General features: G+C 37.2%; 21 protein-coding genes. 10 read left to right on the top strand and 11 right to left on the bottom strand.

Annotated features, from left to right (window positions below):
* The first annotated feature begins 13 nt into the window (after positions 1-13).
* On the top strand, positions 14-742 hold the full coding sequence (locus ACXAGJ_RS04935; RefSeq protein ID WP_474837664.1) for a metallophosphoesterase family protein: 729 nt from the start codon (positions 14-16) through the stop codon (positions 740-742).
* Positions 743-787: 45 nt separating this feature from the next.
* On the opposite strand, the gene ACXAGJ_RS04930 is transcribed toward ACXAGJ_RS04935, so the two are convergent.
* Together ACXAGJ_RS04930 and ACXAGJ_RS04925 are read right to left on the bottom strand one after the other, a co-directional pair.
* Positions 788-985 carry a hypothetical protein gene (locus ACXAGJ_RS04930; RefSeq protein ID WP_474837662.1) on the bottom strand — a complete coding sequence of 66 codons (198 nt, stop codon included), beginning with the start codon at positions 983-985 and terminating at the stop codon, positions 788-790.
* 108 nt (positions 986-1,093) lie between these two features.
* Complete coding sequence (locus ACXAGJ_RS04925; RefSeq protein ID WP_474837660.1) at positions 1,094-2,830, bottom strand: helix-turn-helix domain-containing protein; 1,737 nt, start codon at positions 2,828-2,830, stop codon at positions 1,094-1,096.
* A gap of 258 nt (positions 2,831-3,088) precedes the next feature.
* Between ACXAGJ_RS04925 and ACXAGJ_RS04920 the strand changes: the two genes are divergently transcribed.
* From ACXAGJ_RS04920 to ACXAGJ_RS04910, 3 genes are all read left to right on the top strand, one after another.
* Positions 3,089-3,568: a hypothetical protein gene (locus ACXAGJ_RS04920; protein WP_474837658.1), complete on the top strand. Its 480-nt coding sequence runs from the start codon at positions 3,089-3,091 to the stop codon at positions 3,566-3,568.
* Between the two features lie 394 nt (positions 3,569-3,962).
* The gene (locus ACXAGJ_RS04915; protein ID WP_474837656.1) at positions 3,963-5,099 is read left to right on the top strand and encodes an SPFH domain-containing protein; all 1,137 of its coding nucleotides are present in this window, start codon (positions 3,963-3,965) and stop codon (positions 5,097-5,099) included.
* 69 nt (positions 5,100-5,168) lie between these two features.
* Positions 5,169-6,272, top strand: a complete 1,104-nt coding sequence (locus ACXAGJ_RS04910) for a TFIIB-type zinc ribbon-containing protein (RefSeq protein WP_474838049.1) — start codon at positions 5,169-5,171, stop codon at positions 6,270-6,272.
* Between the two features lie 115 nt (positions 6,273-6,387).
* Here the strand turns inward: ACXAGJ_RS04910 and ACXAGJ_RS04905 are convergent, their stop codons facing one another.
* From ACXAGJ_RS04905 to ACXAGJ_RS04875, 7 genes are all read right to left on the bottom strand, one after another.
* Complete coding sequence (locus tag ACXAGJ_RS04905; protein ID WP_474837654.1) at positions 6,388-10,101, bottom strand: T9SS type A sorting domain-containing protein; 3,714 nt, start codon at positions 10,099-10,101, stop codon at positions 6,388-6,390.
* Between the two features lie 148 nt (positions 10,102-10,249).
* Complete coding sequence (locus ACXAGJ_RS04900; protein WP_474837652.1) at positions 10,250-10,711, bottom strand: hypothetical protein; 462 nt, start codon at positions 10,709-10,711, stop codon at positions 10,250-10,252.
* Between the two features lie 66 nt (positions 10,712-10,777).
* Entirely contained in the window at positions 10,778-14,464 is a 3,687-nt protein-coding gene (locus tag ACXAGJ_RS04895) for a T9SS type A sorting domain-containing protein (RefSeq protein ID WP_474837650.1), read from the bottom strand.
* An 87-nt stretch (positions 14,465-14,551) separates the two neighbouring features.
* A complete protein-coding gene (locus ACXAGJ_RS04890; RefSeq protein ID WP_474837648.1) occupies positions 14,552-14,926 on the bottom strand; it encodes a hypothetical protein in 375 nt (124 codons plus the stop codon).
* Positions 14,927-15,107: 181 nt separating this feature from the next.
* Positions 15,108-16,661: an L-piperidine-6-carboxylate dehydrogenase gene (gene amaB / locus ACXAGJ_RS04885; protein ID WP_474837646.1), complete on the bottom strand. Its 1,554-nt coding sequence runs from the start codon at positions 16,659-16,661 to the stop codon at positions 15,108-15,110.
* 242 nt (positions 16,662-16,903) lie between these two features.
* The gene (locus tag ACXAGJ_RS04880) at positions 16,904-17,116 is read right to left on the bottom strand and encodes a hypothetical protein (protein ID WP_474837644.1); all 213 of its coding nucleotides are present in this window, start codon (positions 17,114-17,116) and stop codon (positions 16,904-16,906) included.
* 261 nt (positions 17,117-17,377) lie between these two features.
* Positions 17,378-18,307 (bottom strand): nicotinic acid mononucleotide adenyltransferase, encoded by a 930-nt coding sequence (locus ACXAGJ_RS04875; protein ID WP_474837642.1) that lies wholly within the window; start codon positions 18,305-18,307, stop codon positions 17,378-17,380.
* A 124-nt stretch (positions 18,308-18,431) separates the two neighbouring features.
* On the opposite strand from ACXAGJ_RS04875, the gene ACXAGJ_RS04870 reads away from it, so the two are divergent.
* The 5 genes from ACXAGJ_RS04870 to ACXAGJ_RS04850 are packed head-to-tail and all read left to right on the top strand — an operon-like array spanning position 18,432 to position 22,325.
* Positions 18,432-19,427, top strand: a complete 996-nt coding sequence (locus tag ACXAGJ_RS04870; protein ID WP_474837640.1) for an NAD(P)H-dependent glycerol-3-phosphate dehydrogenase — start codon at positions 18,432-18,434, stop codon at positions 19,425-19,427.
* A 42-nt stretch (positions 19,428-19,469) separates the two neighbouring features.
* Positions 19,470-19,925, top strand: a complete 456-nt coding sequence (locus ACXAGJ_RS04865; RefSeq protein ID WP_473284250.1) for a nuclear transport factor 2 family protein — start codon at positions 19,470-19,472, stop codon at positions 19,923-19,925.
* 18 nt (positions 19,926-19,943) lie between these two features.
* Positions 19,944-20,795 carry a sulfurtransferase gene (locus ACXAGJ_RS04860; protein ID WP_474837638.1) on the top strand — a complete coding sequence of 284 codons (852 nt, stop codon included), beginning with the start codon at positions 19,944-19,946 and terminating at the stop codon, positions 20,793-20,795.
* Between the two features lie 30 nt (positions 20,796-20,825).
* Complete coding sequence (locus ACXAGJ_RS04855) at positions 20,826-21,926, top strand: glycoside hydrolase family 3 N-terminal domain-containing protein (RefSeq protein WP_474837636.1); 1,101 nt, start codon at positions 20,826-20,828, stop codon at positions 21,924-21,926.
* A gap of 12 nt (positions 21,927-21,938) precedes the next feature.
* Positions 21,939-22,325 carry a nuclear transport factor 2 family protein gene (locus ACXAGJ_RS04850; protein ID WP_474837634.1) on the top strand — a complete coding sequence of 129 codons (387 nt, stop codon included), beginning with the start codon at positions 21,939-21,941 and terminating at the stop codon, positions 22,323-22,325.
* A gap of 25 nt (positions 22,326-22,350) precedes the next feature.
* Here the strand turns inward: ACXAGJ_RS04850 and ACXAGJ_RS04845 are convergent, their stop codons facing one another.
* Together ACXAGJ_RS04845 and dprA are read right to left on the bottom strand one after the other, a co-directional pair.
* The gene (locus ACXAGJ_RS04845) at positions 22,351-23,187 is read right to left on the bottom strand and encodes a tetratricopeptide repeat protein (protein WP_474837632.1); all 837 of its coding nucleotides are present in this window, start codon (positions 23,185-23,187) and stop codon (positions 22,351-22,353) included.
* An 83-nt stretch (positions 23,188-23,270) separates the two neighbouring features.
* Positions 23,271-24,374: a DNA-processing protein DprA gene (dprA, locus tag ACXAGJ_RS04840; protein ID WP_474837630.1), complete on the bottom strand. Its 1,104-nt coding sequence runs from the start codon at positions 24,372-24,374 to the stop codon at positions 23,271-23,273.
* Positions 24,375-24,521: 147 nt separating this feature from the next.
* Here dprA and ACXAGJ_RS04835 point away from each other — a divergent pair, with 147 nt between their 5' ends.
* Positions 24,522-25,535 carry an HU domain-containing protein gene (locus tag ACXAGJ_RS04835; RefSeq protein WP_474837628.1) on the top strand — a complete coding sequence of 338 codons (1,014 nt, stop codon included), beginning with the start codon at positions 24,522-24,524 and terminating at the stop codon, positions 25,533-25,535.
* Positions 25,536-25,636: the final 101 nt, after the last annotated feature.

Here is a 25,636-nt window from a genome sequence, read left to right as displayed (position 1 = left end):
CTAGTAAAAAAACATGAGCAGAAATTTGGTAATAGGTGATATTCACGGCGCACTAAAAGCCTTGAAACAATTAATACAAAAAATAAATGTAACTCCCGATGATCATCTTATTTTCCTTGGAGATTACGTAGATGGTTGGAGCGAAAGTGCTGAGTTGATCTCCTTCTTAATGGAATTAAACACTACCCATAATTGCACATTTCTAAGAGGGAATCACGACGAATTATGTTATACCTGGTTGACTCAAAACACCTATAATTCTGATTGGATTAAACATGGCGGTCAAGCTACCATGAATTCGTATGCAAAAAAGTCCAAAGAGGAAATTGAAGCTCACTTGCACTTCTTTGAAGGATTAATTAACTATCATATCGATAACCGTAATCGATTGTTTTTGCATGCAGGTTTTACCAATTTGAATGGTCCACACCGAGAGTATTTTGAAAAATTGTTTTACTGGGATAGAACCCTTTGGGAAACAGCCCTTGGACTAGACGCTCAACTAGAAAAAACGGACTGTAGGTATCCTAAGAGATTATTGATTTTTGACGAAATATACATAGGGCATACTCCTGTTACTCGAATCAACAAAACCGTACCTATTAACGCGGCATGCGTTTGGAATATGGATACAGGAGCAGCTTTTAAAGGCCCTCTAACTATTATGGATATAGATACCAAAGAATACTGGCAAAGTGATCCTGTACATCTGCTTTATCCTGAAGAAAGAGGAAGAAATTAAATAGAAAAGAGGACTATCGAAGTCCTCTTTCTTTTTATCAAATTCTCAAATACGAATTATTGTTGTTCCCGGACAATCATGAGTGTGACATTTATCGGTGTCTTTTGGACATACCCGAGGATTCTCAGTTTGTATTAAAATGGTTAAAATAGAGGTGCCCTCTCCCTTTATCGTATCCAATCGATCTAATTGAGCAACATTTAGCTTTTTAAGCTCTAATTTTTTTGCTTTTACTTTTTTCATGTCCTTGCCTTATAGTGGTTTACGTTGTTTACTCAAATGTATAATAAGAATAGCAAAACCAGCTATTTAATATAGCCACATTACATGGATTTCATGAATTTCGATAAATTATTCAATGGGTAAAGAGGTGAGTTTACGGATAAAATAAGAAGGTTTAATCCCAGTACTCTTTTTAAAGGCGGCCGAAAATGATTCTGCGCTATTAAAACCCATTTCTTCAGCAATACCTTGTATCGTATAATTTTTTAAGGATGTATTTTCTTTTAATTGTTCTACACTATACTGCACCCTTAATTCATTTACGTAATTGGTGAAGCTCTTATTTTTATGATAATTAATAACCTTTGATAAATATTTCGTATTTGTATTAATTTCTTTTGCAAGAGAAGAAATACTAATATTCTTCTGAAGAAATTGAAGCTCTTCTTCGAACTGATTCAGTTTACTAAGAATGTCGTTAACTACCTCATCTGCAATTCCTATTTCATCATCTGCCAATTTTGTAGACGATTCTTCTCTTTTATTTCCTTGGGTCAGTAATTCATTAAATTTTTGTTGGTACTTCTTTCTTTTTACAAATTGATAATATGTAAAACCAGTAGCCATTAATGACAATAAAACCAGTATGATCACCCAAAAACTAAGGGCACTTGCATTCTTTTCCAGTTCAGTGATTACATCTTCTTTTTCTTTTAGTAATAAAGGAGTGTCAAACTCTTTAAACAACTTGGTAGAAACAGATGCTCTTTGACTTCCAATCACACGGTCAAATTGAAGCAATCTATTAATATAGGTCAATTGCTTTTCTTGTTCTGAATTGGCCTTATACCATGCAATCAAAAACTCATATCCTTTTCTGGTTTCAGGAAGAATAATGTTATCCTTTTGAATTAGAGCATCCATATGCAAAAACTCCTTTTCTGCTCGAAGTGTATCTTCCTTTTTAAGATAAAGCTGACCCAAATAAAAAGATCCCAGTACATAACTCTCATTATCTTTTATCTGTTCTTCTTTCAGCAATCGTATGCCCTTGTTGATGCTATCGTATGCACGGTCAAAATGCTCTTTAAAGAATAAATTAACTCCTTCATTTAGCACCAGCTTCCCATAAAAATGATGTTTAAGTTTTTTGCTTTTCAAGGACATCTCAATCCCTTTATGATTATAGAAAGAAGCCGAATCCAGCAATTTGTTATACCGATAGGACTCTGCCATAGGAATCAATGACAACAAATAAGACATCACATTTAATTCCTCTCTATCACTCTCATATTCAAAATTCTCTTTAAACAAAGTAAGTGCTTCTTCATGCTTATCAATCTTGGTTTTTATGCAGGCAATGTTATGATTGGTACTTTGTATGTACTCGGTATTTTGTACTTGTTCTGATAATGCTAAGGCAAGGATATAATTATCTAAGGCACGTTGATAATCGCCTTTTGTAAAATAATACCCTCCTTTAAAAGAGTACGCCTTTATAGGATATCTATCATTATCTAATCTTTTGGTAATGGCAATAGCCAAATCCAGCAGTGCTATCTTTTCGGATTCCTCGGCCGCATAATAGGATAAAGAACTATAGGCTTCTGCCATTTTTATCGTATCCTTATCGGCCATTGCTTTTTCGAGATATGTCGATAAATACAATTTGGATATAAGCGTATCCCCATTTGCATTTCTGTAGGCAGCGTACAACTCGTCGTAAGAGAGTTTCTGCAACGAATCCTTAGTAATCGACTCTTGCCCAACTGTAGTATACACCCCCAAAACAAAAACTGAGAATAGTCTAAACAGACTAATTAAGCTAAAAAAACCATTTGTTTTTTTGGGTATTAAGACTATCATTTGCTTACGAAAAAGGAGTTGCAAGTGCTACAAATATAAGATTTTGAACCAATAACAGTTTCTATAAAAAATGTAACTACACCCCAAAAAAATGGCACTTCATTAAAAAGCAAATACTCCGAAAAATAAAAATATCGGAATTCATGAATTTCGATATTGATTTCATGAATTTCGATATAAGTCGTTTGTTTTCAAGCAAATACTACATCTATATTTGTCCACTTTCAGCTAACAAATTAATCTTTAAAATTAAAACAAATGAAAAAAGTATTTTATTTTTTACCAATCCTTGCACTTTTGGTTTTCACATCTTGTGAGAAGGAAGAAGCAGATGAGATCATCAACCACGATCTTGAAACCAATCCTTTCAAAATTGAAACCATTGAAAACGATAATGGTAAAATTTTCACTTTAGCACCAGGGTTATACGGTCCAAATGAGACAACCCCGTTTACCAACATAAACTATACTCTAGTTGTCCCGCAGGAAATATTAAATCAAGCTCCGGAAGCTAGCCATAAATACCAGCTTAACATCTTTTATCAAGCATATAATTGGTCTACGGGTGAACACTATTGGGCACCGGCCTTAAACACAGAAGTTCCGTCAAATGGAACATTACTTCGTTTTCCTGCTCAATTTGATGGCGCAAAAAGAACTAAATGGCTTATAGGATATGGAATCTATGGAGGGGTTGGCCCCTGGTTTCAGTACAAAGAGCTTGTTGTTAATCATTAACCATATTAAAATTTACTATCATGCTCAAAAACATCTTACATCTTGAAAACGTTGAAAAAATCGACCGGGACCAACAAAAACATATTACTGGTCAGGGGTTTGTTCTCCATCTTCCTATAGGAATCGCTTGCCGAAAAGGAGATCAAATTTGCTGCGGTAGTGGTCGCGGCAAATGTGGACTTGCCGGTGGTATATATGACGGTGGTCAATGCTTTTGTTTCAACTCCTAATTTTCATTTATTAGAGAGTGTTTGTCCTTAATTTACAAGCTTCGAAGATCTTATTTCTTTGAAGCTTGTTGTATTTATACGATCACTATTAACTTTAAAATTAATTTTTCTTCGACATTTCTATTTTGTAGATTTAGGACACGAATTCATAAAATAGACAATCCATGGGAATTTTTGACGAAATAAAGAAAAAACTCAGCCACGAATTTATCGATATAATTGAGTGGTTAGACCATACAGATGATACCATTGTTCATCGATTTGAACGCTATCAAAATGAAATAAAAAACGGTGCTCAACTCATCGTAAGAGAAGGGCAAACTGCTGTATTTATTAATGAAGGAAAACTTGCCGATGTATTTGCTCCCGGTACTTACACCCTAAACACACAAAATCTGCCTATCTTGGCAACCTTAAAGGGTTGGAAATACGGTTTTAACAGTCCATTTAAAGCTGAAGTATATTTTGTAAACACACATCTGTTTACCGACGAAAAATGGGGTACAAAAAACCCTATTACACTCAATGATGATCGTTTCGGATTGGTAGAGATAAGAGCTTTTGGAACCTATGCCTTCAAAATTAATGACCCTGGTAAGTTTATTATCGATGTAGTAGGTACTGATGCCAACTTTACAAATTTTGAAATTAACGAGCATTTGAAAAGCTTGATATCTACTCGTTTTACAGATACTATTGGTGAAGCAAATTTGCCCATCGAATTATATGCTGCCAATACCACTGAACTTTCTGAAACCTGTTTGGAGGTGATGCAACCTGAATTTAATTCTGTTGGAATTTCATTAGAAAAATTCTTCATCGAAAATGTATCGATGCCAGAAGAATTGAAGAAGGAAATTTTTGAATACAGTCGAATCGATAAGTTGGATTTGGATAAGTTGACTAAATTCAAAACCGCCAAAGCTATCGAAGCCGCTGCAGCTAATGAAGGTGGTACAGCTGGCGCCGGAATGGGAATGGGAATGGGGTTTGTTCTAGCCCAGCAAATGGGAGGCATGATGAATCCAATGGCAGGACAGCAACAAGCTCAGGTACAACCTACCTCTCCTACAGCTCCTCCCCCAATGCCGGTACAAGCACAGTATTTTTACGCTCATAATGGACAACAAGCAGGCCCTGTTTCATTTGATCAATTAAAAGCTCTTTTTGCTAACAGAACAGTAAATAAAGATTCTTTGGTTTGGAAACAAGGAATGGCCAATTGGACTGCTTTGAAAGATGTCGAAGAATTAAAGTCATTTTTGGGAGGTAGTACACCACCACCACTACCTGGGAACTAATAAGATATATAATATAGAAATCATCAAACCCGATCATTGCAATTGGATAATGATCGGGATATCGGATTTATGGAAGAAGAAAAAAGAGCTGTTTCAGAACAAAAAAAGTCCTGTTCCAATTGTGGAGCAGAACTTAAATACAAGCCCGGTACCACCTCTATTACTTGTGAATACTGCGGAAATGTAGAGGAAATCGTTCAAGATTCTAATGGATTTCAAGAGTTGGAACTCAAACCCTATCTAAATGAGATGGGCTCACAATCACATTCGGAAAAGATTGTGATGTTGCAATGCAAAAACTGTGGGGCGAATCAACATGTTGAAGAAAATTATAAGTCTTTGCATTGTGTATATTGCACCACACCACTAATCATTGAAGATGCTTATAAAGAAGATTGGATTTTACCAGGTGCGGTACTTCCGTTTCAATTCGACCAAAAAAAATCGCATCAAATATTTTCAAAGTGGGTAAAAGGATTGTGGTTTGCCCCCAGCAAACTCAAAAAAGCCGCATTAGATCCACAAAACACTAAAGGGTTATATTTACCCTATTGGACTTTTGACGCACAGTTATATGCCAACTACTCTGGGCAAAGGGGAGATTATTATTATGTTACTGTGCCCTATACGGCAACAGTAAATGGGAAACGAGTACAACGAACAAGACAAGAACGAAGAACCAGATGGACTCCTGTAAGAGGTTCTATCAGTGGTTTTGTGGATGACACCCTTATCGAAGCCTCTCATCAACATAAAAATCCAATCCCATCAAAGATTTCTAATTGGAATTTAGAGGCTTTAGAAAGTTTTAATACAAGCTATTTAGCGGGCTTTGTAACCGAAAAATATACAATTCCCCTAAAAGATGGTCATCTTGCCTCTACCCGAGAAGCAGAGCGTATCGCAACCACCTGGGCGCGTAGAGATATTGGAGGAGACACCCAACGTGTTTCTTCCATAGATATGACACTTTCTGAAGAAACCTTCAAACATATTTTACTTCCTGTTTATATTAGTGCATACAGATTCAGCGGTAAAACCTATAATTTTTACATCAATGGGCAAACTGGAGCTATTTCTGGAAAACGGCCTTACTCTTTCTGGAAAATTTTCTTTTTTGTACTATTCATCATAATAGTAATAGGAATCATTATGATGTTATCTAATCAGTGATTAATGCATTATGGGGTTTTGTTTGAAACCAACCGATAAATACATATAATTCTATAGCATCAAAAAAAAGGAGTTGAATATTCAACTCCTTTTCTCTATTATATTCTAAAACTAATTAGTTTTTAACTAGTTTAAATGTTCCTTGTATATTATCTCCAGAGAATTTTGCAAAATACAATCCAGGAGCAAAGTTCGAAGCATTCCAAACAAAAGGTCCGCTTAGACTAATATCAGTATTAACCTGTACTAATCTTCCTATACTATTGTATATTCTAACTGTAGTTTTTCCTCCTGATTTTGATAATTTATCTCCGAAGTTGAAAATAAATTCACCATTAGAAGGGTTAGGATGAACCCCAGCACTGGTAAACTCTATAGATGCCAGTTCTGTTTCTGCTCCTTCTGTCTCATCGCCCCCTGAACCTGTAACGTCTCCAAAAATTTGAAATCTTTGATCAAGTGGTACTCTACCAAATGCCGCAGCTCCGCTTGTCCAATCTACCGCGCCAGTTCCGAAAAGATTTAGGAAATCTCTAAAGTGACTTTGTTCTCCTACCGCATTATTTTGTGATAACCAATTCCAAATGTTAGATCCGGCAAAAGCAAGATTAACATATACAGATACCCAATAATTGCCACTTTCTAACGTAACCACTTCTGGAAGTGCTATATTAAGATTTGCATCATTGGCTTCTGAAATCGGAACAATCTCTCCGCTATTGTACACCTCATCTCCCGGAAGTCCGGCATTATCTTGATAAATTACCACTGTTACATTATCAAGTGCTCCGGCTCCACCAAAACTTCCAAATGCTAATATTCTGTTTATGCTCCAAGTATCTCCTGCTGGCACTGTAAAATCATCCGCCGACTGTGCCAATCCACCAAAATCTAAGAAATTCTGAGAAGGTAAAGTACTTACAATTGCATTTGTTTGCTCATAAATAGAAGGCTCTTCTACAGTGATTGTAAATCCTTCAGAAACTTGTTCTTCTCCTGAAGTCGCTATCAAACCAATAGATGCGGCTCCTATGGCATCCGAAGTATATGATAGTGTTAAAACATCTCCTACTAAAGTTGCTGTTACTAATTCTGGATTTGTATTTGTAAGCTCGATATCTATAGGGCGCCCTTGTGATTGAACGAATAACCCAGTAACATCAATTTCTGTATCTTCACTATTTTCACTTACTATAAAGTCATCTAAAGGAAATGCTACGCTTAAGGTCGGTTCTGGTACCTCATTGAAAACCGGGAAACGTGCACTGAACATACCACTACCACCTGATGCTATAGCGATAAATCCATCTTTTCTGGCTACCACCTCATCGGTAACTGCACTTCCAATTCTTACGTTTTCTTTTCTCCAAACCGTATTTTCTCCATTTAATCTGGTAGTATAGTATAACCCTGTACTGGTTGCAGCGTAAATTCTTTGTCTTCTAGATCCAAAAAATCCTTGACTTCCTCCAAAGAAAGCTGTACTTCTTACAGAAGGACCATTACCAGATCCGTCAGGGTTTTCCTCAAGATTACCGCTAATATTAGTCCAAGTATCTCCACCGTCCTCAGTAATAAATACACTTGGGATTCCATAATTAGAGAAAGTAACAATAACACGGTCAGAATTTGAAGCATCTATATTGATATCATTCACAAACCCTGCAGGTAATCCTTTTCCTGTAGTAATATCAACTGCTTGTTGCCCGTCTATATTAGCATTATCCATTCTAAACACTTGACCTGCATTGGTACCGTAGTATAATCTGTTAGCAACTGGAAATTTTGATACTTCTAAAGCAGTCACTCGAGTTCCTGCTGGCGTTGCAGAAGTTTCTATGTTTACCCAATTAACTGGTGTTGGACCTGTTGATGACAATGGAATTTCATCCAAGTTATTATTTCTCCATATTGTATTTCCAGCAGGAACATACATCACGTTATCTTTGATTGGATCTAATGTAAAAGGATTGATAAATGCAAATCCAGTTGCCCCTGCAGGATGCACAGTAGCAAAAGATACTCTATTTCCTTCTTCATCTAAGTTAAGACGACGAATGATTCCATTTTGAACAGAAACGTAATGAGTTCTCCCATTGTCTGCGATAGCGTTATAACCACCATCAGCTCCTAGTTGTTCGTCCCAATCATCGGTAGGGTTTGTAGAATTAGTAAACCAAGAACCATTATCCTGAAATCCGGCTAAAAGGTTTTCATCTTCAGACTGTGGATCAAAAGCCACATGATACGGGTGTGTTGTTACATAATTATTATTCAATGACTGCCAAGTTACCTGTTCCGCATCATCATTAACAACAGTAATATCTTCTGTTAATGACAAACCTCCATCATGACCAGCGATGGCTTTATTTGGATTTGACGGGAAAAACACTAAAACGTGCTGATCTGCATGCTGATTGGTATATGATGCTCCTCTACCAATAGTATTTAATAAAATGTCTAATTCTCCAGGTCCGTTTCCTCCTATCCAGGTTTCTGCTCCTGCAGGAGTTGTAAACCCTGTATTCGATCTGTATAAACATGTACCTCCAACAAATACAATATTAGATTGTGTAGGGTGCACCTCACAAACCATGTTATATCCACCTTGAAGATTTAAATCTCCAATACCAAAATTTATTGGTATTGTAACCGGTAAATTCGCTGTAAGATCTACCCAAGCTTCTTCTAGAGTAGGAGCTGATGCATCATATCTAAATAACACAGCTTGATTAGCTGGATTTCTATCTTGTGTAAAGAAATATACGGTACTCTCATTCGAGTGATCTATTCCGATTTTACTTCTTCCGTAAGCAGGAATAAAATTTGGAGGTGTAATGTTTGTCCATGTCTCTCCATTATCATTAGAGGTTAAAAAACCAGTATTTGGAGCACCATTGGATGAAGTTGAAGCATAAATAATACCTGTTGGACTAATGCTCATTTCTGCGAAACTATCAAATCCAGTTTCCAGTACTTCTTCAAAAGAATTTCCGCCATCCTGAGATCTAAAAATCCCATTAAAAGTGGCTACAAATAAATCTCCATTCGTTGGGTTCATTACCAAATCATTGATAAGATCAAAAGGAGACTCAAAAGCACCTACATTTTCGTTAAGCGTTGCTCTTAATTGTTCCCAGGTACGACCGCCATCTTGTGATTTAAAGATCCCGTTCCCTTGAAAGAAAGCACCTCCTGCACTAACACCACTTCCGATTCGTTCTCCCGAGCTGTAATACCAAGTAAATCCTCTTCCAGGTCGTGGATCCTGTACAATGGCAGTTACACTAGGATTTTGAAATCGTCTAGTCACTTTTCTCCAAGTACGCCCTCCGTTTTGTGATCTCCAAAGGCCGCCAGAAACACCTCCGGCTAAGATCACATTTTCATTGTTACGATCTACAGCCACAGCTCTGGTTCTACCTCCTACATTAGCTGGTCCTCTGTTTTTCCAATTTGAAAAACGTGCTCTTTTAGAAGATTTTGAGATTTGCTGTAATGATTTTTGAGAATCATCTCCTATAGCAATTTTGCTAGAAAATTCAATTTCCGCTTGTCTGATTCCATTTGGAATTTTACCTGATGGATCCTTTAAACGTTCATATTCGAACTTCGCTCTCTCAATAGCATCTTCTCGTTTAAGCGCTTCACGATAATCTATCGGACCAACATCACTGCTAAAAACCTGTTGGTTTTTTAATGTTTGTGTTTTTGCCGACGGTTTCGTCTGAGATTTGAGAGTTGGTTGTTGGGCATAGGTGATTGTCGTAGCTCCCAACATGGCTACAGCCCAAACAGAGTGTTTGAGCGAGAATAGCAATTTTTTCATTTTATTAAACTGATTTGTGAGTAAGCGTCAAATCTAACTTAATTTTTTCATAATTTTTCTTAAACTTTAAGAAAAATTGTGCTATCCGTTTATTTTTTTGTGAAAGCCTTTTGTTAAAGGGAAGAATCAAACCTTAAGGTACTCCATTTCATTGCTTTTTACTTCCATAACTCACAATTTCATAGGTTGTTTGATTAAAATCCTGACATAAAGTCTCTATAACCACCATAGACAGTTGCTTGTCCTTGGTCAAATCTTGCTGTATCACATTCCTGCTCAACGTTTTATTTACAAAACCCAGTTCAATCTCCTGACCTACGGACAACAAGTTTATTATAGCTTGTCCAGATCCATTAACGGCATCAATTTTAATCTTGACTACATCATTATAGTTTCTACTACAAATTGTCTTTTCTCCTCCCACTTCCATAATAGTTGCCACAATATGCACAGTACTTGGATCTATCCGATCATAAACTACATCATCAAACTTTGGTTTTTCCACTATAGCAGGTTTTGTTTTTTTGGTTGGTTCTTGTTCTTGTGCAACGGTGTTAGTCTTGCAAGACACAAGTGCAATCACTACCAAAATATATACTATCCTTTTCATGTTTGGTAAAATAAAAAAAGGAGCTGAGAATATCAACTCCTTTTTGTTTTAATATGCTTAATTAACTTATCTTTTTACAAGTTTGAGCGTTCTATTCAGGCTACCTGAAACTTGCGCAAAATAGAACCCAGATCCAAGACTTGATGCATCCCATGCAAATCTAGCATTTGGATCCAAATCACTTTGCTGATATACCAGGTTACCCGTGATATCAAAAATGTTTATGGAGATCTTACCATTAGCGTTAAGGCTCTTCAGGTTAAATGTAAAATCACCTTGTGACGGATTTGGCCAAACCAATGCATTAAACTTGCTTTCTAGTGTAGTTAATGGCTCTGGATCTTTGGTCTCTGATCCTACTGCTTCAGAAAGATCATTAAGGTTTCCAAAAATTTGGAAAATCTGATCTAATGAATCTGCACCAAATGCTGTAGAAACTGGAGTCCAATCGGTAGCTCCTACTCCAAACAGATTCAAATCATCTCTAAAGTGTGTCTCTTGGCCAATACCTCCGGCCTGAGCTCCCCAAAACCATTGTGTATTGTTTGGTGAAAATGCTAAATTAGCATATACCGTTAACCAATAATCTCCACTGCCTAACTCTATAGGTTCAGGAAGTAAAATGTTCATATTAGTATCTCCAGAATCAGAAATTGGTGTAAGCGCCCCGCTATTGTATACTTCTGCACCAGGAACTCCTCCGTTATTCTCGTAGATCACCACTGTGGCATTATCCAAAATAGGAGAATTATTTACAGCACCAAATGCTAATATTCTTTCTACGGTCCAAGAAGTTTGTTCTGGTACGGTAAAATCATCTGAGGATTGTACTAATGCTCCAAAATCCAAGAAATTTTGGGATGGGAAACCTCTAACCTGACCTGCAATTTGTTCATAAATAGCAAATTCTAATACGTTTACAGTAAATCCTTCTGCCACTTGTTCTTCTCCAGAAGTAGCAATCAATCCAATAGTTGCCTGACCCAAGCTATCCGGTGCAAAAGAAAGATTAAGAACATCTCCTTCTTGCGTTACCGTTACTAACTCAGGATTTGTGTTGGTCAACTCGATATTAATAGGTGCTCCTGTAGAGCTCACAAAAAGATCGGCAACATTTACCTGCACATCTTCGCTATTTTCTGAAAGACGTAGATCATCCAACAAATAGGCTACGCTTAATGTAGATTCTGGTTGTTCGTTAAATACAGGAAATCTTGCACTAAACAATCCATCACCATGAACTGCTAAAGCGATAAAACCATCATCGCGAGTTACTACTTCATCTGCCACAGCATTACCGATAGCAAAAGACTCTTTGATCCATCTTGTGTTTTCACCATTCAATCTATTTGTATAATATAGACCGGTACTTGTAGCAGCAAATACTCGTTGTAATCGAGATCCAAAGAATCCTTGACTACTTCCAAAGAATGCCGTACTCCTTACTGAAGGACCATTTCCTGACCCATCTGGATTTTCCTCTAAATTACCGCTAATATTTGCCCAGGTATCTCCTCCATCTTCGGTAATAAACAAACTTGGGATTCCATAATTAGAAAAAGTAGCGATTACACGATCAGCGTTGGAAGGATCCACATTGATGTCATTAACAAATCCTCCTTCTGGCAATCCTTTACCTTCAGAAATATTAATAACTAGCTGATTATCTAGATTGGCATTATCCATTCTAAAGATCTGCCCAGCATTGGTTGCATAATATAATCTATTCGCAACTGGGAATTTGGAAAGCCCTAAAGAAGTAATTCTAGTTCCTACTGGAGTATCAGAATTGGTTAATCCTACCCAATTTACTGAGGCATTTGTATTTGAGAACAAAGGAATTTCATCTAAATTATTATTTCTCCAAACTCGGTTGCCTGCAGGTAAATACATGATTCTTTCATCATTAGGATCTAGATAAAATTGTGTAACAAAAGGAAAACCAGTAGCTCCTGCTGGTGTTACTCTAGTAAAAGACTCAAAAGCGCCTTCTTCATCAAAATTAAACCTAAAAAGTGTTCCTCTTTGTGCAGAAATATATCTGGTACTACCTTCATTCGCAATAGCCGAGAAACATCCATCTCCTCCAAAATCTTCTTCCCATGGTGCAGTACCATCGGTAGAATTTGTAAACCAGGTACCGTTATCCTGAAATCCTGCTACCAAATCATCGCTATTACCACTTGGGTCAAAGGCAACATGATACGGTTGTGTTGTTAAATACCCATTATTTAAATCAGTCCATTCTACAGGCTCTATTCCTGGGTTTTCAGTGGTTACATCTTCTGCCAAATATACTCCCCCATCATTTCCTGATAGCACTCTATTTGGATTTGAAGGAAAAAAGACTAACGCATGTTGATCTGGGTGCTGATTTGTATAGCTTGCAAAAGTATTAACTGCTGGGCTATACCCACCAATCCAACTACCTCGTTCAACAGGAGTGCTAAATCCATCTGTAGATCGGTATAAGTTGGTTCCACCCACAAACATCAAGTTAGAATCTGCTGGGCTTACCTCAAGTACCATATTGTATCCTGTTTGAAGATTAAATACCCCTCCTCTATTTTCAAAGTTTGGTGGAAGATTTGCTGTTAAATCAGTCCAAACCTCTTCGGGATCAGCAGTGGTATCATATCTTGTAAGGAAAGCTTCAGGTCCTGCTCCAGTATTTCTAGAAAAGAAAAACACTTCATTTTCTTGAGAAGGACTTACCTCTATTATCGTTCTTCCTAGGGTAGTAGGAAGAAAATCCGGTGTAATCTCTGTCCACGTATCCCCATCATTTGAAGTAAAAAAACCAGGGTTAACACTTGCCGAACTTTGTATAGTAGCATATAATTGACCTGTAGAAGAAATAGCTACTTCTGTATTTCCTAAAAAACCACTTTCTAAAACCTCTTCAAAAGTACGTCCTCCATCTTGAGATCTTTGAACTCCATCTATTGTTCCTAAATATAAATCTCCATTTCTGGGGTCAATGACCATAGAGTTCACAACGTCAAAAGGTGAAGCGAAACGAATATCATTATCGCTGGTTGCCTCAAGAAGCCTCCAAGTTCTACCTCCATTTATCGATTTGTAAACACCAGATCCAGAGAAAAATGCACCACCAGCGCTGGCCGAAACACCTATAGTTTCTCCGGTTCCATAATACCATATTCTATGCTTTCCTGGTCTTGGATCTTGAACGATAGCAGTAATACCAGGTGTTTGTCTAAGACTGGTGACCCTGTTCCATGTTTCCCCACCGTTTGAAGAACGCCATAAACCACCAGACACACCACCTGCAAAGATGATGTTCTCGTTTGTACGGTCAATTGCCAATGCACGTGTTCTACCACCTACATTAAAAGGACCTCGGTTTTCCCAATACTGAAATCTTCTAGATTTACCAGAAGACTTTGTATTAACAGATTGTTTAAGCTCATTTCCAACAGGAATGTTTTTGGAAAAATCAATCTCCAAATCCCGAATACCATTAGGTATTTCACCAGTATTAGGATTTATCAGTCTTTCTAATTCATAATTAATTCGATCGACTGCACGATCACCAACGGCTTGAATCTTTGTTTCCTTGGCCCCGTGCTTACTATCGTAAACTTTGGATTGTTTGTAAAGCGCGTGACCTTTTACTATTTGATCCGCTTGTGTTTTCAGACCTTTAACTTGTTGAGCATGTACTGAAGCAACCATCCCGAATAGGGATAAAGCCCAAACGGAACGTTTGAGACAGAGTAAAAAAGTTTTCATTTTATTAAGCTGATTTGTGAGTAATTCTCAAATCTAACCTAAATTTTCGACATTTTTTCTTAAAATTTTAGAAAAATTAACAGAATATTACTTTTTCTGCAAAATTACACTCACTTTTTCGGTGATTACATGGCAAGCATCTTCTTCTACGATGGTAGGTTCAGCAGTAGTGCTATCATTATATCCTTCCTTTGTGGCTGTAATTATGTAAGTACCAACACGTTCGTAGGCGCCTACAAAAGTTCCGGTTCCTTCGATATGGATCAGTGTTTCGGTATATTCTCCATCAACAACCACAACATTTACACCTTCGGTTATTGGATCACCATTTATTCCATCTGTTACGGTCACCTCTAGTCCAGGACGTAAGTCTTCTGTACAAAAAATAGGATCATCAGTGGAATCGTCATCATTACATCCAAAAAAAGCAACGGTCAACAGGATTACAAAAAGTTTTTTCATCTTAATTAATTATTCTCGTTTCTACTATCGTTAATTAGATGTTACCCTGACTGAATGGTTGCGTTCTTCATTCGGTAACATCTCTTATCAGCAGATTGTATAATGCTTCTTTATTATAGAAACAAAAAAAACACCTTAATCGTATTAAGGTGTTCCTATTTATTTTATCAATCTGTTGTGACTACAGGTCGAATTTAATTCCTTGCGCTAGTGGTAATTCGGTAGTATAATTGATAGTATTGGTTTGTCTTCGCATGTATACCTTCCAGGCATCTGATCCAGACTCTCGGCCTCCACCAGTTTCCTTCTCTCCTCCAAAAGCTCCACCGATTTCGGCTCCAGAAGTTCCAATATTTACATTGGCGATTCCACAATCTGATCCGGCATGCGATAAAAATCGTTCTGCTTCTCTTAGGTTGTTGGTCATAATAGCCGACGATAATCCCTGAGCTACTCCATTTTGAACTTCGATTGCATTTTCTATCTCTCCACTGTACTTAAGTAGATATAATACAGGAGCGAAAGTTTCGTGCTGCACGATTTCAAATGAATTATTAGCTTCGGCGATAGCAGGTTTTACATAGCACCCACTTTCATACCCTTCTCCAGATAGCACTCCACCTTCAACAACGATATTTCCTCCTTCTGCAACTACTTTTTCAAGAGCATTTTGATATCCTTTTACTGCATCGGTATCGATAAGAGGTCCAACATGGTTGTTTTCATCAAGTGAATTTCCTATTCGTAATTGACCATAGGCGTCTACCAAAGCATTTTTAACCTGATCGTATATAGAATCATGAATAATTAATCTGCGGGTTGACGTACATCGTTGTCCAGCAGTTCCTACTGCTCCAAAAACAGCACCAATCACCGTCATTTTGATATCTGCATCTGGTGTAACGATAATCGCATTATTACCTCCAAGTTCGAGCAAAGACTTTCCTAAACGTTCTCCAACTTTTGCCGCTACGATCTTACCCATTCTGGTTGATCCAGTAGCAGAAACAAGAGGTACACGACCATCGGTAGTCATCATCTCTCCCACTTTGTAATCTCCATTGATCAAGCAAGAAATACCTTCTGGCAAGTCATTTGCCTTTAATACTTTGGCGATAATATTTTGACAAGCTACCCCACATAGAGGTGTTTTTTCACTTGGTTTCCAAACACAAACATCTCCACATATCCACGCTAATGCTGTGTTCCAAGACCATACTGCTACCGGGAAATTAAAAGCAGAAATAATTCCAACAATCCCGAGAGGATGATACTGTTCGTACATTCTATGCCCCGGACGTTCTGAATGCATAGTTAGACCGTGCAATTGTCTAGAAAGACCTACTGCAAAATCACAGATATCAATCATTTCTTGTACTTCTCCTAATCCTTCCTGATAGGATTTTCCCATTTCGTAAGAAACCAATTTACCTAAAGGCTCTTTTAATTTACGAAGCTCTTCACCAAACTGTCTCACGATTTCTCCTCGTTGAGGAGCAGGCATCACTCTCCATGTTTTGAAAGCGTCTTGTGCTTTTTGAATTACTTTTTCGTAGTCCTCCTTACTTGTCGTTTCTACCTTACCGATCAATTCCCCATCTACTGGAGAATAGGAAGAGATAGCATCTCCCGAAGAGAACCATTCTGTACCTGTTGAAGTTCCTTTATTATGATCCGAAACACCTAATTGTTGTAATGCTTCCTGAATCCCGAAATCCACGATTGCTGTTGCCATGTTATTTGTAACTTTTTGAAAGTATAAAGATAATGTGTTTTGCAGATATATTAAATTCTGATTGTTCTTAAAGTTGGTTTTAATAGATTTTGCAATAAAACAGCTTTCAAAAAATCAAAAATGCAAAAAAGAAGAAAGCCCATACATCAAATTGACATTCTGTTTCTACCTCATTCTAAGATCATAAAAGCCTTCATATCTTCTAAAAAAAGAAAAGCGAACCGAAGTTCGCTTTTACCATTTTAACATCCTGTATCTTCATATTCCAAACTTCCATCTACCGGACATGGAATCGAACACGATTGAGTGATCAAAATCGGAAAAGGTCTTCCTCTTGGTGTAAAAACACAAGCGCAACAATCTCCAAAAAACGGAAATCCACCTCCATGAATTGATTGCTGCTCTTTTTTGTTTAACTTCTTGGTGTTTTCGATGTTTAAGATTTTTTTCAGCATACTATAAAATTAATTTGTGAATACATTAAAGGTAAAGAACACCTTACCTATTTAATCTCATTTTTACTGAAAATCAGACAAATACTTCCTCATTTTAATAAAAATGAGCCTTGGTCATTCGTGCGCTACATGCATCTTTTTCATGTATTTACGGAGAGTCTTTGGCAAAAAGAAATCGCCCAAACAAGATTTCTCCTGTAGAGCGATTTCCAACTAAATAACCAACCAAAAAGTTTATATTGTTTAGCGCGATCCTTACTTTTATTTTACAAGCTTTCTAAGTTTAAAATCGGCCTTTTTTAATCTCTTCGTTTCGTTTTGTATCTTCTTACCTGTGGTCGAATTTTTGAAAAGTAAATGACCTCTACCTTTAAAATGATATACAGTTCCAGAATTTGGATGATACAATTCTATTTTACTATCATTGATAACGGATAATTCGAAGTATTCATTGCCCAGATAGTCGTAATCAAGTGTTAAAATTTTCCTATAAAAATTATTAGCGATATCATTCACCTCGTAATACCCGGTATAATCGTAATAAATATCATCGATCGGAATCCCTACAGCATCCTGTGAGCTGTTAAAATTATCTCCTGCACCGTAGTACAAAAACTGAAGGTAATTTTCTTCATCAAATTCGTTTAACACCCCATACTCACTGGTGTATACTTTTTCCCAAACCTCATACTCTTGTAAGAAATAGTGAATGTTGTCATAAAACACTCGATCATAATCAAAAGTGCTTCTTTGATGACCTATCAGGTAGTATCGTGTGTTTGACACTCTATCATACAATTCGATCTCATTGTTAGATAATTGGCTCACCACCAACTCGTATCTTCCATCGATATCATGAGTAATATCCACTTCCATACGGAAGGTATCATAATACCCAACATCCAATCCAAATCCACCTCCATTATCTCCTATTCCTACCAAATTGTTATTTGCATAAAACGTACCTCCACGAAAAGAAACTGTAAATGCTTTCTGCAGGAAAGGAATTTCACCATTTCCCTGGGTACGTTCGATATCAACATACCAAATTTCATAATCCCCTAAAAGGTCATACAAACTAATTGTAGGTTCCTCGATAAAAACATCTTCTTCAATCACCACCTCTGCCACACATGATGTAAATAACATTGAACCTAAAATAAGAACCGAAAGTAATTTTAACGTCTTCATAAGCTGTGAATTTTGAATTTCACTAATTCGGAAACCAAAACGTGTGCCAAACTTATATCTATTTGATTATCAATCTTTTATTTTGAATTCTATTTTACTTATTTTTGACCCAACAATCTTATTTATGGAAAGCAGTCCGAAATTTGCAGTTATTGGTGGTGGTAGTTGGGCCACTGCTATTGTAAAAATGTTAACCGAAAATCTAGACGAAATCGGTTGGTATATGCGTAGTGCATATGCTTTGGAGCATTTAAAAAGACAACAACACAACCCGAATTATCTGAGCTCAGTTGAGTTTAAACTAGAACAATTAAAGTTGACCAATGATATTAACGAAGCAGTAGCTTATGCGGATTACGTCATCTTTGCTATTCCTTCTGCTTTTTTGCATAGTGAGCTAGAAAAACTTACTGCCTCGCTAGAAAACAAGGTGATCTTTTCGGCTATCAAAGGTATTGTCCCCGAGACTGGATTGATTGTAGGAGAGCATTTTCATGACATTTATAATATCCCTTTTAATAATATTGGTGTGATTACAGGACCATGTCATGCCGAAGAGGTAGCGCTCGAGCGTCTTTCTTATCTAACTATAGCCAGCAACGACGAAGAAAAAGCTACCATCATGGCCAATCACCTGAGTAGTTATTACATCAAATGTAAAACGAGCGACGATATCATAGGTACCGAGTATGCCGCTGTATTAAAAAACATTTATTCGGTAGCTGCAGGAATTGCACATGGACTAGGTTATGGGGACAATTTTCAGAGTGTTTTGATGAGTAATGCCATTCGTGAGATGAAACGTTTCATTAAAAAAGTCCATAAGATGAAGCGTAATATTAACAATTCGGCTTATCTGGGAGACTTATTGGTGACCGGATATTCTATTTTTTCGCGTAATCGAATGTTTGGGAACATGATTGGTAAAGGATATACCGTAAAAAGCGCACAAATGGAGATGAATATGGTCGCCGAAGGATATTATGCCGCAAAAACCGCCTACGAATTGGATGCCACCAAAAAAACGAGAACCCCTATCATTGATGCAGTTCACGATGTTTTGTATGAAAACAAAAATCCAAAAAAAGTATTTAAGAAATTAGCTGAAAAGCTAGATTAATTATGCTTATCTTCATTGCTCAGCTATTTTAGTCTTTGACCTATGAAGCATCTTATCGAAACTTTTTACACGGCGCTTAATAATCGTGATGCAGATACTATGATTTCCTGTTATCATGATGATGTTGAATTTGAAGATCCCGGATTTGGAAAATTGTATGGGGATCGTGCCAAAGGAATGTGGCAAATGCTCTGCAAGAATGGAACCGATCTGAAGGTAGAATTCTCAAAAGTTGAAGCCGATGAAGAGAAGGGATCCGCACATTGGGAAGCCTGGTATACCTTTAGCAAAACAGGAAGATCAGTTCATAACAGTATTGATGCCCAATTTGAGTTTAAAGATGGGAAAATTATAAAACATACTGATCATTTTAACCTGCACCGATGGGCTTCGCAAGCCATTGGATGGAAAGGGAAACTATTGGGCGGAACAGGGTTTTTTCAGAAAAAACTCATCCAGCAAACCAATCGATTACTGGATAAATTTATGAATTCCTGATACTTTATTAAACACACAATGAATACGTTACAACTCCCCTCCCCACTAGTATCTGTTGATTGGCTAGCAGAACATTTGGATCATAAAGACCTCATCATTCTGGATGCTACCATCAAAAAAGTAGCCAGCGACACTACAGAACTCTACCCGGAAGTTAAAATCAAAAACAGTCGTTTTTTTGATATCAAAAAGACGTTTTCGGATACCACTTCGTATATCCCAAATATGCTCCTATCTCCAGAAAAATTTGCAGATGCTTGCCAACAATTGGGCATCAGTTCTCATCATAAGATTGTAGTATACGATAAAATTGGGATGTATTCCAGCCCAAGAGTGTGGTGGATGTTCAAAATTATGGGGCACTCACAAATAGCGGTTCTTAACGGAGGTCTGCCTGCCTGGCAAGAAAAGGATTTGCCTTGTGATCCCGAAGATATATTACAAAAGGAATTCGCAAGGGGAAATTTTGAAGCCCATTTTAATTCTAAACTCGTGACAGCTTCAAGTGAAGTTTTGGAAGAGATGAATAATGAGCAAACGCTTATTCTTGATGCTCGATCTTCTGGACGATTTAATGCTACCGAACCCGAACCCAGAGCAAGCTTGAAGGGAGGACATATTCCTAATTCGAAGAGCTTACCTTATAAACAGCTTTTGGAAAAAGGCATAATGAAATCCACCCCAGAATTAGAAAAGACTTTTTCAGATTTTAATATTGACAATAAAAAACTGATCTTTACCTGTGGATCCGGGATTACGGCTTGCATCCTTATGATGGCAGCAGAAATGGCTGGATATTCTAATCTATCTGTTTATGATGGATCCTGGAGCGAATGGGGACAACTAGACGGCGTGCCTATTTCAGTTTAATTATCGAATACAATACCTACTTAATTACCTATGAAACATTTTTTTGCGTTTTTCATTTTTTTACTACTAGGATCTTTTGTTAGCACATCCCAAGAAACACAATTTACCTTAGCCGATTTTTATACCGAAAATCCAGATTTAGATAAAGAAGTAGATTCTATTTTCAATTCGCTTTCTGAAAAACAAAAAGTGGCGCAAATGATCATTAGCTGTACCGGAGAATTAGGAAAGTCTGAAACTACTGTAAAAAAATTAGCTCAGGATGATATTATCGGAGGAGTCGTATTCCTAAAAGGAAGTAAAAAAGAACATACTACTACCATAGATGAACTGAACACCATTTCAGAAAAAAACAAAACATTACCTCTTATCTTTAGTATGGATGCAGAACCTAGTCTGTTTGCCAGCAGGATAAAAGGTGCCAAAAAAGTAGGAAAAACTATTGAAATCAAGACCGACACCCAATCGGATTCAGTAGTGGCTATCATTAATAACGAACTGAAAGCAATTGGGGTACATCATAATTTTGCTCCGGTATTGGATATTAGCCCAAACAACGAGGCCATCAAATCCCGTAGTTATGGTAGCAACAAAGATTCTGTAATTAATTTGGCAAATCGCTTTATCAAATGTACTCAAGAGGGTGGTATCATCGCTACAGCCAAACATTTTCCTGGTCATGGATTAGTCAAAGGAGATACGCACAAACAAAGTGTATATATTGATGGCCCATTACAAGAAATCGATAACTACAAGCCTATTATTGCCGATGGAGTATTGTCGATAATGATTGCACATATCACCGTAGTGAATAATGACCTTTTTGGCACCGATGGGCTTCCGTCGAGTTGTTCTCGAAGAATTGTAACCGATCTTCTTAAAGACGGGATGTGCTTTGAGGGCATTGTCGTTTCTGATGCTCTTAATATTATGAAAGCAGTAACCATTCTGGACAATGCCCCGCTTCAAGCTTCAAAAGCTGGATGCGATATGATCCTCATGCCTCAGGATGAAAGAAAGACCATGGATTCAATTCTTGCTGAAATCAAAAAGGATGCTACATACCAACAACAGGTTATGGAATCGGTAAGAAAAATTCTGCGATTAAAAATCTGCGCAGGTATCATTTAAAAACTCACCATCATGTCGACATCACAAGGACTGGCTTTATGGCATCAATTTGTAGAAGAAAGAAATACCGCTGGGCTTGATCAGCTTATAGCTGATGATGCCGTTTTACATTCTCCAGTAGTTTGGACACCTCAAAAAGGTAAGATGATCGTAAGCCTCTACCTTACTGCAGCAGCTACGATTATTGCTACTCCTCATTTTAAGTATGTAAGAGAAGTGATCAATAATGATCATGCTATTTTGGAGTTTGTCACCGAAATCGATGGCATTACTGTAGAAGGAGTAGACATGTTAACTTTTGATGATGAGGGTAAATTAAAAGATATCAAAGTGATGATCCGCCCTCTAAAAGCAATTCAAATCGTGCATCAAAAAATGGGTGAATTTTTGGGAGCTTAAAAAAAACACTGGAATACCTGTCTTTTTAATCCATTGGCTCCAACCCTAAATCTTCAAAGAGAATATCCACATCAAAATTGTTTTCTAATGCTAATTCGTAGAAGTTTTTAGCCTTTTCCTCATTTTGTTCTATCTCATCTCCGGTGGTATACATAACCGCCAATTGTCCGGCTGCTTTACCATGTCCTAGATTTGCTGCTTTTGTATAATGTTGTACTGCCATATTCATGTCTTGAGGTATACTTTCGTATCCTGTGGCATAATATGCACCTAAATTATACAACGCTCGTGTGTTATCATTTTCTGCAGCTTTGGCACACCATTGCAATGCTTTTTCTATATCCGTTTCTATCCCTATTCCATGGGTGTAATAAATACAGAGCTCGAACATCGCATCAGCATTCCCTTTGTTAGCAGATTTTTGATGAGCCAAAAAAGAGTCTTCCAAATTTTCATCAAAGGCATACCCTCTGTATAGCATATACCCTTTTAAGAGGTATACTTCTCCGCTGGAATCTTTCTCCTGAAGCTCTTCTACCAGATCAATAATTTTATCAGGCGCTACCGAAGTAAGATCTGCAAAATAGGCAATTCTAATATACTTGATCCAAGCATCTATTCCGTATCCATTCTGAGCAGCATTCTTGAAGTAAGTCACTGCTTTCTGAGCATCCTGATCAACTCCAATTCCCAAATAATAAATCATTCCTAATTCATACCAACTATCAGCATTACCCGAATCTCCGGATTTGATGAATAGGTCAATCATTACCTCTATCTGGTTAGCATCTAAGATTCCAATCATTAGATCTCCTCGATCAATCTTTTCTTTTATGTCATATGCTTTTTGATGATCCGTCATAGTCTTCACTTTGGAGGTATTACAACTTAACGAAATATCCAATATTAGTATTCTTAATAGTTTATTTATGATGCTCCGAAATTTCATATTACTTCAAATAGTTTGCCTGGTAATGGTTTTACTACTCCTTTTAGTTCCATATTCAACAACATTGAAGCCAATTGAGAGGTAGGAATCTGGCATTCTAGAGCAATAACATCCAGCAGCTCTTTTCCATGTTGATGCAAGTAATTATAAATCTTTTGCTCCTCTCCTTCCAGCTCTACAAACAATTGTTTCTGAACAATAGGTTGTGTCTTTTCTTCGAGTTCCCAATTGAGCATATAAATTAAATCTGCAGCGCTAGTGAGCATATGCGCTTGTTGTGTTTTGATCAACATATTGCAGCCAGTGCTTTGAATATCATTTGTACGACCAGGAACAGCAAACACTTCTCTATTGTAAGAGTTGGCAATATCTGCAGTTACCAAAGAGCCTCCTTTGCCAGCACTTTCTATGACCACAGTGGCTTCGCTTAGCCCAGCAATAATTCGATTGCGGCCTAAAAAATTCTTACGATCAAAAGTATCTGTACTCCAAAAATCGGTAAAAAAGCCTCCATTTTCTTCAATTTGAGCCATGTATTTTTTGTGTGCTTTGGGATAAATTTGATTGAGACCATGCGCCAAACAACCGATGGTCTGTAACCCGTGCTTTACAGCAGCTCGTTGTGCAGTAATATCTACACCATAGGCAAATCCAGAGACAATTACCGGATCTATTGGCGCTAAGCTTTCTATCAATTCTTCGCAAAACTGTACTCCATATCTTGTTACTTTGCGGGTGCCAACGATACTCAACATCTTCTTTTGTTTGATATCGATATTGCCTCGACTAAACAAAACCACTGGACCATCTATACAATGTTTTAATCGATCCGGATATCCTTCCTGATCATACATCACATAATTAATACGTTGATCTTGAATAAACTTCAATTCATTTTCGGCATCCCGTTGATGTTTGGGGTCCTGTAAATTTTTTATTTTCGCTTTTCCGATACCGTCAATTTTTAACAAGTTATCCACTTTTTCTGTGAATATCTCTTCTGGGGTTCCGATTTCTCTAATCAATTTTTTGATAGAACTATCCCCCAGATTGGGTACTTTTTTAAGCGTTAGTAGTGCTAAGAGTTTTTCGTTGGACATCTAATGATTTGTATATCAATGCAAGAAACAAAAAAAATTAAAACTGTTGATAAATTCATTCGTTACAGCGCTCACGATTTTCATTTTTTTATACCTTTGAGTTAACTAACCAATAGCTGTACATGCAGCATTTTTAGAAGGGGGCAAATGAACAACACGGCAAAATACATCAGTGAATTATTATATCGTTACGAATGTGTAATCCTACCTGGTTTTGGAGCATTTTTGACCAGACGAGAGTCTGCTTCAATTCAGGAAACTACTCATTCATTTTACCCTCCTAAAAAGAGCATTTCTTTTAATCGCCAATTGCAGAATAATGATGGGTTATTAGCGAATTATATCGCTGCTGCAGAAGATATATCATATACAGATGCGGTTGCCAAGTTGCAACGCTATGCGTTATCACTTAGAGATAAAATGGCGTTAGGAAAACGTGTTGAACTAGAAGGTATTGGTGCTTTCTTTACTTCTGTAGAAAACACTATACAGTTTGAGCCTACGCAAGATGTAAATTACCTTACTGAAGCTTTTGGTATGCAAAGCTTTGTTTCTCCAAATATAGAAAGAGAAATCCCGATTCAAAGAGAAGTGTATAAAGAAGAGGTAGAAGCTATAGAAGAAACGACTCCTATTGCATTTACCCCCGAGAAAAGACAAGAACGTCCTTATTTACAGTATGCAGCAGTTGCAGCAATTGTTATCGGTCTTGGTGGTTTTTTTGGATTAAAACAAATTAGCAATAATACCATTAGCCATAACAATCAGGAATGGGTAAAAGCGAATCAGGAAATTGAGAATACCATTCAGGAAGCAACGTTCGAGATTTCAAATCCGCTACCTGCCATCAGCTTGAATCTAACTAAAGAAGAGAATAGTACTGAAGAAAGTGCTTCCGATATACCTGCACCCGTTTCTGATGATGTAACTACAGGAAAATTTCATATTGTTGCAGGAGCGTTTAGAATTGCTTCAAATGCAGATAAGAAGGTACAACGACTAAAAGAACAAGGTTTTGATGCCCGTCTTATTGGGGTTAACAAATATGGACTTCACCAGGTAGTATACGCCAGCTACGCGAATAGATTAGATGCCTTAAAAGCGCTTCGAAAAATCAAGAATGAACAAAGTCCTAAGGCTTGGTTATTGGTTCAGAATTAAAATTTCGAAAAACATTCTTTTCAACATAAACTTTGCATCATCATTATTCTGCTAATGACTGTTGCTGTTTGTTTACGAATCTTCTTTTCTAAACCCTAAAA

This window comes from Aquimarina sp. AWH4_224 (assembly GCF_056160245.1).
The sequence above is the reverse complement of the archived record's forward strand: the minus strand, read 5'-3'. Positions and strand labels throughout refer to the sequence as shown.